General features: G+C 65.4%; 14 protein-coding genes. 7 read left to right on the top strand and 7 right to left on the bottom strand.

Features of this window, described 5'->3' with window-relative positions; translation table 11 throughout:
* Positions 1-787: glycosyl hydrolase 2 galactose-binding domain-containing protein (locus tag VAE54_RS01765; protein WP_322800211.1), on the bottom strand; the 787-nt coding region annotated here is incomplete at its 3' end.
* Between VAE54_RS01765 and VAE54_RS14490 the strand changes: the two genes are divergently transcribed.
* Positions 681-1,148: a DUF5615 family PIN-like protein gene (locus VAE54_RS14490; RefSeq protein WP_416223754.1), complete on the top strand. Its 468-nt coding sequence runs from the start codon at positions 681-683 to the stop codon at positions 1,146-1,148. The two genes, VAE54_RS01765 and VAE54_RS14490, sit on opposite strands and share 107 nt — an antisense overlap.
* Before the next feature lie 9 nt (positions 1,149-1,157).
* Here the strand turns inward: VAE54_RS14490 and VAE54_RS01760 are convergent, their stop codons facing one another.
* The 3 genes from VAE54_RS01760 to VAE54_RS01750 form a co-directional block, all read right to left on the bottom strand.
* Positions 1,158-1,994, bottom strand: a complete 837-nt coding sequence (locus tag VAE54_RS01760; RefSeq protein WP_322800210.1) for an HAD-IIA family hydrolase — start codon at positions 1,992-1,994, stop codon at positions 1,158-1,160.
* Between the two features lie 64 nt (positions 1,995-2,058).
* Positions 2,059-3,444 carry a selenium cofactor biosynthesis protein YqeC gene (yqeC, locus tag VAE54_RS01755; protein WP_322800209.1) on the bottom strand — a complete coding sequence of 462 codons (1,386 nt, stop codon included), beginning with the start codon at positions 3,442-3,444 and terminating at the stop codon, positions 2,059-2,061.
* 185 nt (positions 3,445-3,629) lie between these two features.
* The gene (locus VAE54_RS01750) at positions 3,630-4,406 is read right to left on the bottom strand and encodes a YhfC family glutamic-type intramembrane protease (protein ID WP_322800208.1); all 777 of its coding nucleotides are present in this window, start codon (positions 4,404-4,406) and stop codon (positions 3,630-3,632) included.
* A 328-nt stretch (positions 4,407-4,734) separates the two neighbouring features.
* Here VAE54_RS01750 and VAE54_RS01745 point away from each other — a divergent pair, with 328 nt between their 5' ends.
* Together VAE54_RS01745 and VAE54_RS01740 are read left to right on the top strand one after the other, a co-directional pair.
* Entirely contained in the window at positions 4,735-5,409 is a 675-nt protein-coding gene (locus VAE54_RS01745) for a response regulator transcription factor (protein ID WP_322800207.1), read from the top strand.
* Positions 5,406-6,446, top strand: coding sequence for a sensor histidine kinase (locus tag VAE54_RS01740; protein ID WP_322800206.1), 1,041 nt, complete (start codon positions 5,406-5,408; stop codon positions 6,444-6,446). The genes VAE54_RS01745 and VAE54_RS01740 overlap by 4 nt, the downstream gene beginning before the upstream one ends.
* Positions 6,447-6,496: 50 nt before the next feature.
* Here the strand turns inward: VAE54_RS01740 and VAE54_RS01735 are convergent, their stop codons facing one another.
* Entirely contained in the window at positions 6,497-7,537 is a 1,041-nt protein-coding gene (locus tag VAE54_RS01735; protein WP_322800205.1) for a phosphatase PAP2 family protein, read from the bottom strand.
* A 228-nt stretch (positions 7,538-7,765) separates the two neighbouring features.
* Between VAE54_RS01735 and VAE54_RS01730 the strand changes: the two genes are divergently transcribed.
* Genes VAE54_RS01730 through VAE54_RS01720 form a run of 3 tightly spaced genes read left to right on the top strand, consistent with a single transcriptional unit; the run spans position 7,766 to position 10,898 of the window.
* A complete protein-coding gene (locus VAE54_RS01730) occupies positions 7,766-8,776 on the top strand; it encodes a TIGR03617 family F420-dependent LLM class oxidoreductase (RefSeq protein ID WP_322800204.1) in 1,011 nt (336 codons plus the stop codon).
* Positions 8,746-9,966, top strand: a complete 1,221-nt coding sequence (locus VAE54_RS01725; RefSeq protein WP_322800203.1) for an ATP-binding protein — start codon at positions 8,746-8,748, stop codon at positions 9,964-9,966. Before VAE54_RS01730 ends, VAE54_RS01725 begins: the two co-directional genes overlap by 31 nt.
* 8 nt (positions 9,967-9,974) lie before the next feature.
* On the top strand, positions 9,975-10,898 hold the full coding sequence (locus tag VAE54_RS01720; protein ID WP_322800202.1) for an RluA family pseudouridine synthase: 924 nt from the start codon (positions 9,975-9,977) through the stop codon (positions 10,896-10,898).
* Positions 10,899-10,919: 21 nt separating this feature from the next.
* Here VAE54_RS01720 and VAE54_RS01715 read toward each other — a convergent pair whose 3' ends face one another.
* Both VAE54_RS01715 and VAE54_RS01710 read right to left on the bottom strand, forming a co-directional pair.
* A complete protein-coding gene (locus VAE54_RS01715) occupies positions 10,920-11,738 on the bottom strand; it encodes a ParB N-terminal domain-containing protein (RefSeq protein ID WP_322800201.1) in 819 nt (272 codons plus the stop codon).
* A gap of 265 nt (positions 11,739-12,003) precedes the next feature.
* Positions 12,004-13,017, bottom strand: coding sequence for a S1 RNA-binding domain-containing protein (locus tag VAE54_RS01710; RefSeq protein ID WP_322800200.1), 1,014 nt, complete (start codon positions 13,015-13,017; stop codon positions 12,004-12,006).
* A 207-nt stretch (positions 13,018-13,224) separates the two neighbouring features.
* Between VAE54_RS01710 and ndk the strand changes: the two genes are divergently transcribed.
* Positions 13,225-13,677 carry a nucleoside-diphosphate kinase gene (ndk, locus tag VAE54_RS01705; protein ID WP_416223756.1) on the top strand — a complete coding sequence of 151 codons (453 nt, stop codon included), beginning with the start codon at positions 13,225-13,227 and terminating at the stop codon, positions 13,675-13,677.
* Positions 13,678-13,708 lie beyond the last annotated feature (31 nt).

The following is a 13,708-nucleotide window of genomic DNA, read 5'->3' as shown; positions in this document are numbered from 1 at the left end:
GCTGCGCTCCCAGCCCGCTGGGCCACCATAGAAGGGGACGCTCGATAGGGATTTCGATGGTGAGGCTCTCTTCCCGCAAGGGGAACTCCCAGCGGGAGACGTTGCCTTCCGGGTCCACCAGGGCAATCCGGAGCGAGAGGGGGAGATCCTGCCATCGCTCCACGCGGGCTCGCAGCATGAGGGTCACGCGCCCGTCGGCATGGCGCTGACGGATGTGCAGATCCTCGATGCGGGCGATGGAGAAACCCTCCAGGGCGACTGCCTGCCAGATCCCCAGGGTGGGGAGCTCCGGTCCCCAGTCCCATCCGAAGTGAGCGGGCGCCTTGCGCAGATGGGCGACCCCGGGATGTCCGAGGCCGGGGAGCGGGCGACGGCGATGCTGTGTGCGGACGAAGGCAAGGGGCGAGCGCAGGCGGATCATCAGCGTGTTCATGCCAGGCCGGAGAAGCGCCCGGATCTCCCAGCGATACGAGCGGAACATGTTGCGGGTCTCGCCCAGGCGTTCCCCGTTGAGGAAGACCTCGGCCAGGGTATCCAGGCCGGCGCAAACCAGCTCCACCCGCTCGCAGAGGGCGAGCGCGTCGTCGGGCTGGAAGTCGCACCGGTATTCCCAATCCGTCTCGGCGATCCAGGCGACGCGGGAGAGGTGATCGCTCAGGAAGGGATCCGGGATCCGACCTATGGAGAGCAGATCCAGATGGACGCTGCCAGGCACCCGCCCCGGCAGCCACTCCGCACCCCCTACCGGGCGAAACCACCAGGTTCCCGAGAGGATCTGTCGGCGCATGGTCGGCGGGCATGTTCCGATGTCTTGCCTTCGCTGCGGACGATCTGGCCTAGGAAGAGATTGTCTTCGCCGAGGGAGAACACCCGTGAGATTCCTGGCCGATGAGGGCTGGGATGCCGGGCGGATAGACGCCTTGCGTAGCGATGGTCATGATATCCTCTACGTTGCGGAAATCCTGCGCGGAGCTACGGATGACGAGGTTCTGATCCGCGCCTTCTCCGAGGGCCGTCTCCTTTTATACTGTCCTTCACTCCGCCTGTTCCCGTTGCCTATGGCGAAGATGACGGAGACCCACCTCCTGGTATCTAAAGGCCATAGGGGTAATCCCACGATGGGTAACACCGCTCGGTATCCGGACTGATCGATGGGATCACCTGAGGCGTTGAGGGCATTCCTTCGGATCGGGTGCGGTGAGGGCTGCTTCCCAGGCCGCGGTGAGCGCCCGGATATCGGCGAAGACCATATCCGGCTGCACCGGGCTTTCGGCCAGCATCGATGGGGTAGTCGCCCCGGAAAGCATCAGGATGGTGCGGAGGCCGGCCCGCTTCCCCCCGAGGATATCCGTGGGCAGCTGATCGCCGATCACCGCGGTGGTTTCCGGAACAGCGCCCATCCGCTGCATCGCGATCTGGAACATGAGAGGCTCTGGCTTGCCGACCACGATCGGCGAGACGCCGGTGGCCCGTTCCAGGAAGGCCAGGGTCGCTCCATTGCCCGGATACAGGCCGTCTTCCCCCGGCCACACCGGATCCGGGTTGGTCCCGATGAAGCGGGCGCCGTTCCAGATCGCCCGAGCGGCCCGGGCCAGCTTGGCATACGTCAGGCCCCAATCCAGGCCGACCACAACGAAATCCACATTCTCCTCATCGACCACCTGAAAGCCCGCCTCACTCAGGGCGGCGCGGAGGGCCTGTTCCCCCACGACCAGCACCCGGGCACCGGCAGGGGCGATCTGCTGAAGGTAGAAGGCCGTGGCGTCGCAGGAGGGCAGCACCTCCTCGGGGCGCACGGTCACCCCGAAACGGGCGAGCTGCTCCACGTAATCCATCCGGGAGCGGCTGGCGTTGTTCGTGGCCAGGACGAAGCGGATCTCATGGCGTCGCAGGAAAGCGAAGAAGTCCGTGAGGCCTTCCATCGGCCGCTTCCCCCGCCACAGGACGCCGTCCATATCGATGATCAGATGGCGAAGGCGACGAAGTTCTTCCATGATGGATCGCCCCCATGAGAGAAATGAGACAGCTTTTCAGGTGCAGGCGATGGGCTGCGCGCGCTCAGAGCCTGGATAGCCGCTGATAGGCCTCCGGGGTGTCGAAATCCATCACCCACGTGGGATCGGGCACCGGGATCCGCGCGACAGCTTCGGGGAACGCCTGGATCAGCGGGCGCCCGCCCTGATCCCCCCGGAGCTCCCGCAGCGCGGGGAACAGCGGTCGGGCGAACAGCGCCGGCGGACGCGGATCTCCGCCCACCGTGCCGACGACCAGCGGCCGGGCGGTTGCCCGGTGGACCTCGATCAGCTGGCGTAGCCAGCGCGGGCGCACCATGGGCTGGTCCACCTGAAGGAGCACAAACGCTTCCACCTCCGGGGGAAGGGCCTGCAGGCCGGCCTGGATGGAACGGCTCATCCCCTCCGGCCACGCGGGGTTCTCCACGATGCGCACCGGCAGGCCGATCAGCGCCTTCCGCACCGAGGTCGCTTGGGCTCCTACCACCACGATCACGGGATCCAGCCCGGCGCGTTGGGCCAGCGCGACCACATGGCGCACCAGGGGGCGGCCGTGCCAGTCGGCCAGCGCCTTGGGCCTGCCGAACCGCCGCCCCTCGCCGGCGGCCAGCACGATCCCCGCTACCGGGGTGTGGAGGGAACCCACCCGGGCCACCGGCTCGCCGTCCACCAGAGCCACGATGCATTCGAAGGGGGAAGGGTCCAGCGCCGCGCACACCGCTTCGAAAGCCTGAGGATCCCAGGTTCGCTCCCGGGTGAGCAGCAGGAGGCGGCGCGCCCCCGGCGGGATCCCTTTTTGCCCGCCCTGGGGATGGCGGATCAAAGCGGCGATCCATTCCGGAGTGACCGGATCGTTCAGCTCACCTCCCAGGTGAGCGATCGCCTGCCCGGCTCGGTGCGTCACGGTGCCGATCGGGCGCCCCAGGGCTTCCAGGCTGGCCACTGCGGCCACCGCGTCGATCTCCTCGGGCAGGGCGGGCTCATGGGCAGCAGGCCATTTCAGGAGCATGCGGCGCGCGCCATCGGCCTCGATCAGCCACGAGGCCTCCGGCATCCTCGGGATCAGACGGTCCAGCTGTTCCGGCGACAGCCCCTTCAGTTTCCACGGATGGGCCGGGTAAGGCCCGTCCGGGGGCTCCGGCAGCGCCTCGGCCCGCCGGGCGCCGAGGACCCAGCGGGGGAGCCGCTGGAGGAGGGGCCGGAGCATCCCGGGGATGGGGTTCTCGGTGAGCAGCAACCCTGTTCCCTCCGGAAGGATCGGCTCGACGATGTGGGTCGTCGTGGTCCACACCGCTGGAGCCCCAGGCTGCCCGAGCTCGTGGAGCAGCCGCCAGGCGGCTGTCGTCTTTCCGCCCGCTCCAACGAAAGCGATCACCGATCCGGGGACCAGTCCTATGGCCTCATACAGGGGAGAGGGTGTGTCGAAGCGCATGCAGGCGACTCCCAAAGACGTTTGAGGGCCCGAGGGGGGCGTGGCAGGCCCCCTGGCGCTCCGGTGATTTTCCCCTTGCCATCGCTCAATCGGCTGCGGGAAGGAAGGGCCATCTGCTCTCTCCGTGATCCAGACAACCGGTATCTGAAATTCATCGCCGGACCATGTCCTCGCACCATCGGTTATTATCGCACGGGGGATGGCGTGCCAGAGAAGGATCGCCTCGCCCGTAAAATCATCAGCCCGCTGGCCAGCGCCCAGAGGGCGGCCATGCCTTCAGCCCCCCACATCCCCCAGCGGGCCCTGACATAGCCGACGGTTCCGTCCACCAGCGTGTGCAGGAGCACGGCGGCTCCCCACCCGATAGGCTGTCGCCGGCGAATCCCCCACGCGATCAGGAAAGCAAAGCCGATGTGGATGAGGATGGCCATTCCCCGCTCCAGCGCGCCCACCCAAGGAAGCCAGGCGGGTGTCGCCCAGTAGGCGGTGACGGCGCCCTCCATCCCTGGGGGGATCGGAAGCACGCCTTCCTGCATCAGCCGCATGACGATCAGCTGGATCCATCCCAGCAACCCTACCCAGAAGGCCTCTGTGCCGCCATGGGCCAGGCCCAGCACCAGGATATCGGTATCGTCCAGGCTCTTCCCGGCGCGCGTCTGGCGACGGTGCGCCCAGCGCATCCCCAGCCAGCGGGCGGTCTCCTCAAAGAGGCCAGCCGAGAGGCTGAGGATCACCAGATTCAGGATGTGGGGGTCGGAGGGCCGGGGGAGCCATCCGCGCTGAAACAGCACGGTCAGCCCGGCCAGCAGGGGCCATCGCAGGGCTTGTGCCCCTGTGAACGTCAGGGCGCCGACCCCTAGCCATGCCGCAGGTCGCCTCCATCGGGCCTGCGCCCCCAGAGCCAAGGCGGGTCCTCCCAACAAGATCAGCAGCATAGCGCTGGCTCGAACCCAGACATCCATTTCGTTTCCTCCTCTGAGTCGTGCTCAGGCTCCGCGTCGGAATGGATCCAGTTTGCCCTGGGAATCCCGGTTTGTCGAATCTGCGGTTTTATTTAAAAATGAAGACAGTGGGCTTCCTCCCGAAGGCCCGGGGGATGGCTGTCCTGATCTCTAAGGGATCTTTTTCTCCCTTTCCCCGCGGCCCTCGGAGTCGTAGAGAAGGCCGATCCCGGCCTTCCCGATCGAAGGCCAGTCGCGCCAGCCCCGAATGAGAACGCGCAGGGTGATCGGGAATAGGAGACGGAGTCCTGGCGGGCTGCGGGAGGTGGAGCGATCAGGAGGTGCGGCGATGACGGTTCGGGTGCTGATTGTGGATGACCATCCGCTATTTCGCAAGGGTGTGCGGGATACGCTGATGCTGGAGCCTGGCCTTCAGGTGATCGGCGAGGCCTCGGACGGGCAGACTGCCCTGGATATGATCCGGAGATTGAACCCCCATCTGGTGCTGATGGACGTCCATCTGCCGGGCCTCAATGGTCTGGATGTGATCCGGCAGGCCCGGTCCCATGGGTTTGAGGGTGCCATCCTCGTTCTGACCGCTTATGACAGCGAGGAGCAGATGCGCCATGCCATCCGCATCGGCGCCAGCGGGTACTGCTCCAAAGATACACCTCCGGATCGGCTTCTCCAGAACATCCGCCATGTGCTATCCGGGCGCTGTATCCTGGGATGGCGGGTGGTGAGCGCTGCTGAGGCCCAGCAGATCGTGGGCGTAGCCGAGGCCTCGGAGGATCACGCGCTTTCCCCGCGGGAGAGGGAGATCCTCCAGTATGTCGCCCTGGGATACAGCAACAAGGCGATTGCGGAGCGATTGGGGATCAGTCAGCAGACCGTTAAGAATCACATGACCGCAATCCTGCGCAAACTGGATTTGAGCGATCGGACCCAGGCGGCGATCCTGGCGATCCGCCGTGGATGGGTGCGCCTGCCGGAAGAGCCTATCTTCCCGGAGGAAAAGCCGTGACCGATACGATCTCACCTCTGCATGATCTGGCGAATTACTGCCGCGAGGAGCAGGAGGCGGTCCAGCGACAGCTCGCGGAGCTGCAGGCATTGATCCGGCAGACCTCCACAGATGTCGAGCGGCTGGCCCAGCGCAGCCTGCATCTGACGAATCAGATCAAGCAGATGGAAAGCCGCCTGGAGAGCATCCCGCCAGCGGAGATCATCGAGGCCTATCAATCGGCCATGGATGTTCAGAAGCGGCTATGGCTGATGCGAGGGCAGCTGGAGAAATTTCAGAGCCTGGAGGCTCAGCTTCAGCGTTATCGGGAGACCCTGGATCGCATCCTCTCTCTGCTGGCCACGGTTCAGGAAGATAGGGCGACCTCCCGCCCCAACGTGGAATCCGGCCTAATCGTCCGTCTCTTTGAGGCCCAGGAGCAGGAACGCCAGCGGCTGGTCCGCCAGCTCCATGATGGGCCCGCCCAGGCGCTGACCAATCTGGTGTTGCAGGCGGAGATCTGCGAGCGGCTCTTCCAGCGGGACCCGGAGCGGGCGAAGGCGGAGCTCGCCGCCCTGAAAAGCGCCGTCGTCGAGACCTTCCAGCGCATGCGGGAGTTCCTGTTTGACATCCGCCCAATGAGCCTGGATGATCTGGGTCTGGTCCCCACCGTGCGGCGCTATGTGGAGGCTTTGAAGGACAAGGTGAAGTTCTCTCTCAGCCTGCAGATCAGCGGGGAGGAGCGCCGGCTGGCGGCTCACCAGGAGGCCGCGCTCTTCCGTATGGTGCAGGAGCTCCTCACGAACGTGCGCCTCCATGCCCAGGCCTCCCAGGTCGCGGTCCGCCTGGCCTTCCAGCCCCAGGGGGTTCGCCTGGAAGTGGAGGACAACGGCGTGGGCTTTGATGTGGAGGAGGCGCTGGCGAACGCGCCGCGGCGCAAGACCATCGGCTTGACCTCCATCCGTCAATGGGTGGAGATGCTGGGAGGGCAGCTCTCCATCACCAGCGCCCCTGGAAAGGGGACACGGGTGACGGTTTTCCTGCCCTCGTCGGTCTGACCGTTGGGGAAACCCGGCGCGCCATTTCGGGAACGAAGCGATCCCTGGCGTTACGGCGAACCCCCTGGGCGTTCAGGGAGCGACAGATGTCGGCCGATCTGGCGCGCGATGCGGATGCTCCATTCCTGCAATCCGCGGGTAACCCCCAGGCTCAGCGCAGCGCCCAGCAGCGCCCCGATCAGCACATCCAGCGGGTAATGCACCCCGCCGTAAACCCGGGCCCAGCTGATCCCCGCCGCCAGCAGCATCCCCACCCGCCCCACTTTCGGATCGCCGGTCCCCAGGGACACGGCGATCGCCCAGGCAACCGTGGCGGCGTTGCTCGGGAAAGAGGAATCCGAGGGGTGATAAAACAACAGGTTCACCTCGTGGTCGGTGAAGGGACGGGGGCGGAAATAAAGGGCGTTCATCGCCTCCATGATCAGACCGCTGAGGGGAACCGTCAGGATGGCCCGCAGGACGGCCGCCTGGCGCTTCGGATCTCCCGTCAGCCACATCGCCCAGGCCAGCATCGCCAGCGCGGTGGGCACAGCATAGTCGTTGATCAGCAAACGCGCCAGCAGGTCTATCCCGGGCGTCCGCCCGGCATACCGGTTCATCGCGAAAAACAAGGGGACATCCCAGCGCCAGATGGCGAGGATCGCGGCGATCCCCATGCCCCATTGGATCCAGCGAGCTCCTGCCTGCCTCCCCGGATCCCGTGTCTTTGGCGGGGGGAGGATGACGCCTGCCCCACTCGAGTCGATTTCCCGGGATGAAGGGAAGAGGGGAGGCGCCCCTGTCCAGCGGGTTCTCTTTCCGCCGGGAAGGAACGGGGCAAGCATCTGCCAGGCCCGGAAGACGGCCCACGCCCCCAGGATGGCGAGCCCGGCCATCGCGCTGAGCTCCGTGCCCGCTGGTCCGGGGGTCCAGATCTCCGGCACCCCGGCGAAGAACCCGATCCCGCTTCCCAGGAGGAGCAGAACCCCGGCGATTCGAAACGGCCGGGAGGTGGAGACCTGGCCCCAGCGCAGGAGGATCACCCCCAGGGCAGCGGCCCACGCCGCCCCTGTATAACCGATCACCAGATACCCGGGAAGATAGGCGCGCATCCCTTGCCGCCCCCGAAAATCCCCTGGCGGATCCGGCCGGGATCACCCCCCCATTCGATCGGGAGACCAGGGCGGACGGGTGAAAAGGCGATGGGTGGTTTCCCTGAGCTTGAGCAAAGCCATCCTCCCGATCCCCGGAGGGGCTTCCAGAGCCGGAATGTCCGTGGGCAAAGCCCCGTCCCCTCATTATAAAATTGGGGAACGTAAGGCCTTGTGCGGAGCTCCACCATGCGTCTCGATGCCCATCTCCATTTCGACCGGCTTCTGGAGGTCCCCGCGCTGGCCCGGGAGGCTGAGGCGCTGGGATTCGATGGGATCTGGACCCATGAGACCCGCCATGATCCGTTTCTTCCCCTCGCCCTGGCAGCAGAGCACACCCATCAGATCACCCTGGGGACGGGCGTGGCCATCGCCTTCGCCCGCAGCCCCACCGTCATCGCCTACACCGTGTGGGATCTGGCGGCGGCCGCCCCCGGCCGGGTGATCCTCGGCCTGGGCACTCAGGTGAAAGCGCATATCGAACGCCGCTTCGGCATGCCATGGGATCCCCCTGTTCCGAAACTTCGGGAGACCGTCGAGGCGATCCGCGCGGTCTGGGCGTGCTGGCAGCTGGGGAACCGTCTGAACTACCGGGGGCGGTTCTTTAAGCTGACCCTGATGTCGCCCTTTTTCGACCCCGGGCCGATCCCGGACCCCCGGATCCCCGTGGTGCTGGCCGGGGTGAACCCGCCGCTGGCCCGTCTGGCCGGGGAGGTTGGTGATGGGTTCTTCGTTCATCCCTTCCACACCCCGCGCTACCTGCGGGAAGTTCTGCTGCCGGCCATCGAAGCGGGGGCGCGGAAGGCGGGTCGGAGCCGGAAGGATCTCACGATCGTCGGCAGCGTGTTGGTGATCACCGGCCGGAATGAGGCGGAGATACGGGAGATGCGGGAATTCGTCCGCGCCCAGGTCGCCTTCTACGGTTCCACGCCCTCTTACCGTCGGGTGTGGTCGCTGCACGGGTGGGAGGCGATCGGGGAGGAGCTTTCCGCCCTCGCGGCGCGGGGTCGCTGGGAAGAGATGCCCTCTTGGATTTCGGAGGATATCCTGGAGGCTTTTGCTATCATGGCTCCGCCCGAAGCCGTCTGGGAGCGCCTGCAGGCCGTTTATGAAGGCCTGCTGGATCGGGTCATCCTGTATCGCCCTTTCCGGTTGCAGGATCGGGACCTATGGGAGAGGATCCTGAGCGCGCGTCGTTGAGCGCGGAGGCCCCGCCGGAGACGCCCCGGCGGACCTCGATGCTGCTCCGGTTGCTGGAGGAACAGAGCCCTGCAGCCCGGGTTCTCCGCGCGCGCCCTCCGATCGACCGGCCCGCGGAGGAAGCCGTTCGTTTTCCTTTCTTAGCCATTGTGGGCCAGACCGAGATGAAGCTCGCCCTGGTGCTGGCCCTGATCAACCCCGCCATCGGGGGCGTGCTGTTGATGGGCGCTCGGGGGACCGGAAAAACCACTGCGGTTCGGGGATTGCTGGATCTGCTTCCACCGGTTGAGCGTTCGCTCTGCCCCTATGGTTGCGAGCCGGAGGCGGCCTACACCCTGGGCTTCCATGCGGTTTGTAAGGATTGCGCCCGCAAACTGGGCCAGGGGGAACCCATCACCGCTCCGGATCGCATGCGTCTGATCGAGCTTCCCCTGAACGCACGCCTGGAGGATGTGATCGGAGGGATCGACGAGCAGGCGGCGATGGAAGGCAAAGTGAGGATCCGGCACGGGCTTCTGGCCCAGGCGGATCAGAATGTGCTCTATGTGGATGAGGTTAACCTCCTGGACCCGGAGATCGTGAATGCGATCCTGGACGCGGCGGCGCTGGGCCGGTATACCGTGCGGCGGGGGCCGCTAATAGCGACCTATCGCGCTCGCTTGATCCTGATCGCCTCTATGAATCCGGAGGAGGGCGCATTGCGGCCCCAGATTCACGATCGCTTCGGGCTGCGAGTGGTTGTGCGCGGCCTGAGCAATCCTCAGGATCGGCTGGAGGTTTACCGTCGGGTGCGGCTCTTTCGAACCAATCCCTATGCGCTGGCGGCGCAATGGGCGCATGAAACCGCGGCGGCGGCCGCAGAGATCATGGAGGCCCGCCAGCGACTGCCCCGGGTGACGATTCCCCCGGAGCTGGAACAGGAGGCGATCCGCTGGATCCACCGGCTGGGGATTGAATCCAGCCGGGCGGAAGTGGCCCTGCTGGAGGCGGCGCGGGCCTACGCCGCTGCCGATGGTCGGGAGGGGGTGACCCTGGAGGATCTTCAGGCGGTCGCCCCGATGGCGCTCCGCCAGCGTCGCAGCGCCTTCATCGCCGCCTTCATCGCTCGACAGGAGAAAGAGGACCAGGAGATCCTGGACGTCATTCATAACCGGCACCGTCGATCCAGCCGGCGGCGTAAAGCGGGGTAGAACCGTCCATGCGGGTGGAGACTTTTATCGCAGAGGCCAGCGATCGTCTGGATCGCGCCATCGCCACACGCTTGCCCGAGCTCACCCGCTCCGCGGCCCAGCGGTTGATCGAAAGCGGACAGGTATGGGTCAATGGGGCGCCGGTCCTGCGGCCGGCCCATCGGATCCGTCCGGGGGATCAGATCACCGTTCAGATCCCCCCTCCGGAACCGGTCGACCTGATCCCGGAGCCCATCCCGCTGGATATCCTGTATGAGGATCAGGACGTGCTGGTCATCCACAAGCCCGCAGGGATGGTGGTGCATCCCGGGGCCGGGCACACGAGGGGCACCCTGATCCATGCCATTCTGGCTCACTGCCCGGATCTGGAGGGAGTGGGCGGGGTCCTGCGCCCGGGGCTGGTGCATCGCCTGGATAAGGAGACGTCGGGGGTGTTGCTGGTCGCCAAGAATGAGCGAGCCTATCACTTCCTGCAGGCACAGTTCAAGGCGCGCACGGTGCGTAAAGTCTACGAGGCGCTGGTGATCGGGCATCCGCCTCCGGAGGGGATGATCGAAGCGCCGATCGCCCGGGATCCCCGTTACCGCAAGCGGATGGCGGTGGTCCCCACCGGTCGCCCGGCCTGCACCCGGTATCAGGTGTTGAAAACCTATGAGGGGCGGTGGGGGCGCTACGCGCGGCTGGAGGTCTATCCGGAGACCGGGCGCACGCATCAGATTCGGGTGCATCTGGCGTATGTCGGGTATCCGATTGTGGGCGATCCGGTCTATGGGCGGCGAACGCCATTGCCATGCCCCCGGTTGTTCCTCCACGCCCGAGCGATCACCGTGCGCCTGCCCTCCCGCCCTGAACCGATCACCTTTGAGGCGCCGTTGCCGTCCGATCTGCAGGAGGTCCTGCGCGTTCTGGAGGAGATGTCCCCCCGCGGATAGGCGGCGCTTCCGCGATGCGTTTCACTCATCGAAGATGACGACGCTCTCCTCGTAGACACGAATCTCCCGCGCGGCCAGTTTGCGGCGGAACCATTCCATCAGCCATGCGTTTTTCTCTTCCAGGGAGAGGGGAGCGGCCAGGATCTCCAGCGGGATATTGATGCGCAGGGCCCGGTAGGGGATGATGTGGCGGGTGATGCCAGCGGGGAGCCGCGCGCCGTTACGGGCCAGCTCGATGATCTCCGCTGGTTCATAGCGCGGGAAGACCACCACCGCGATCACCTGCTCGTAATCCGACAGGATCTGCTCCAGCTGATCGGTGGTGGTCCGATAGAACCGGAAACGGGATTTATAGACATCCACCAGGCGGTTCAGCAGAGCGGTCCGACGGTAGAGATCCCCTTCCGCCCGAACCAGGTAGATATCCCCCGGGGGGCAGATCAGATAGGCCAGGGCCTGACGGCGGGCCAGCTCCGCCCGGGCATGCAGATATTCGGAGGGTTCCAGGGTGATTCCCTCCATTTTATGGATCGTGTTGAAAAAGCTCTCCGGGCTCTCGCCGCTGATCACATGGGTCCAGGCTTCGACCCTCAGGCGGGGATCCTCATAATCCACCACCTGCACGACCAGATGGGGGAGCCCCAGACGCCGGGCGGCCTCCACCCGGTTGGCCCCATCGAGCACCACATAGCGGGGATCGCCGGGGATCGGCGCCACCACCGGAGGGTTCTTCAGGATCCCTTCGGTCTGCAGCCGATGGACGAGGGGGGCTGTTCGCACCTGATCCGCCTGCTCATGGGGGATCAGGTCTTCCACTGGGACAAACCGCAAGATGGGCATTCGCTCCCTGGGATGTAATGTTCCCATCCTTTCCTTACCCATATCCTATTCGATTTCGAATTCGAAGGGATCGCGGGGCATGCGCCTGGGGTTCAAGGTAGCGCTCATGATGCGGCTTTGGGTGGAGCTTTGAACAAAACAGACCGCCCCCTCTTCGCAAGGTTTCGCCGCACGAAGAGGGAGCGGTATCCTATCTCTCGCTTGCAATCCAAGGGATCATCCCGGTCGCTCAGGGCGCTGGCCGCTCGAGAGACTTGGGCTGGGATTAATTCGCAGATAACGATTCCAGAGGCGGGATCGGGCGGCCGCGGGCCCGAGCTTCCTCCAGCGCCCGCTTCAGGGCATAGGCCATCACCGTAAGCTCCTCCTCGGTGGGTTCGGCCTCGGGGGCAGGAGCGGATCGCGGGGGAACCGCTTTCTGGACCGACGGTTCGGGTTCCACTTCTTTGACGTGGAGGAGCCCGCGGAGGCTGAGGCGGATCTGCTTTTTCTCGGGGTCCACCAGGATAATGCGGGCCTCGATCTCCTGACCCTCCTGGAGCACCTCGGAAGGATCCCTCAGGTTGCGCACCCCGAACTCGCTGATATGAATCAGGGCATCCCGCTCCGCCCCGATATCCACGAAGGCTCCGAACTTCTCCACCCGGGTGACCTTGCCCCGGATCAGCTCGCCGACCTTCAGATCTTCCCACTTCACCGAAGGCGGCGGGATCATGGTCAGGCGCAGCCGGCGCTCGCGGCGGCTGGCGCTGATCACCCAGACTTTCACCTCGTCGCCCACCTGGAACAACCCGGTGGGATCCACCCGGCCCTCCCGGCGGATCTGAGAAGCCGGAACGAACCCTTCCACCGGCGCGTCGATGTCCACATACACGCCGCCCGGCTCCACCCGCGTGATCCGGCCGGTGAACTCCCGGCCCGGCTTCAGCTGCCCCCAGCCATACGCCGCCGGGCGGATCATCGTGAGGCTCAACAGGTTTTTCTTGCGGTTGACCTGCTTCACCCAGGCCGTCACTCGATCGCCGGGTTTCAGCACATCGGATACCCGGAGGACGGGTTGTGGGCTGAGCTGGGAGAGGTGGATGAAACCGGGGATCTCAGAGCCGATGTCGACGAAGGCACCTGCCGGGGTGACCGCAATGACGACTCCTTCCACCTGCATTTTCGGACGAAGCGATCGAAGGGGAACCTTCACAGAGCTCTCGGCCTCCTCTTGCTGTTCCAGGATCCCAGGGCTCGTTTCCATTTGCTGTTCCAGGATCCCAGGGCTCGTTTCCATGGCGGCTTACCCCCTCCTTGCAAGGGATCTGGGAGGATCATGAGCGCGATCCGTGCTTGCTTTCACAATTTTACGTCGGAGCGGACAGGCTGGCAAACGATGGCCGGGCGCAGCCGGCCGCCCGGGCGAATTCGCCGTTATTTCTCTCCCCTCTTCCCGGGGCGCTATAATTTCATCCTTGTGAATCCTGGCTCAGGAGGTCAGATCGTGGAGCGGACGCTGGTCCTGATCAAGCCGGATGGGGTTCAGCGGGGGCTGGTTGGAGAGATCATCTCCCGGCTGGAGCGCCGTGGGTTGAAGATCGTGGCCATGAAGATGCTGCAGATCTCCCCAGAGCTGGCCGCGCGCCATTATGCGATCCATCAGGGCAAGCCTTTTTATGAGAGCCTGGTGCGTTACATCACCTCCGGACCGGTGGTGGCGATGGTTGTGGAGGGCCCCCAGGCGATCGAAGTGGTGCGCAAGACCATGGGCGCGACCGATCCGGCGAAGGCGGAGCCCGGGACGATCCGGGCGGACTTCGGCCTCACCATCGGACGCAATCTGGTTCACGGATCGGACGGGCCGGAGACGGCGGCGTTCGAGATCGCGCTGTTCTTCCGGGAGGATGAGATCCTCTCCTATCCGCGGGACGTGGATCGATGGATTATGGACAGTTAATCGAATGCGGGGCACCGAAGGTGCCCCGCAT

This window comes from Thermoflexus sp. (assembly GCF_034432235.1).
GTDB lineage: Bacteria > Chloroflexota > Anaerolineae > Thermoflexales > Thermoflexaceae > Thermoflexus.
Note: the sequence above shows the minus strand (reverse complement) of the source record. Positions and strands in the feature narration are given on the sequence as shown.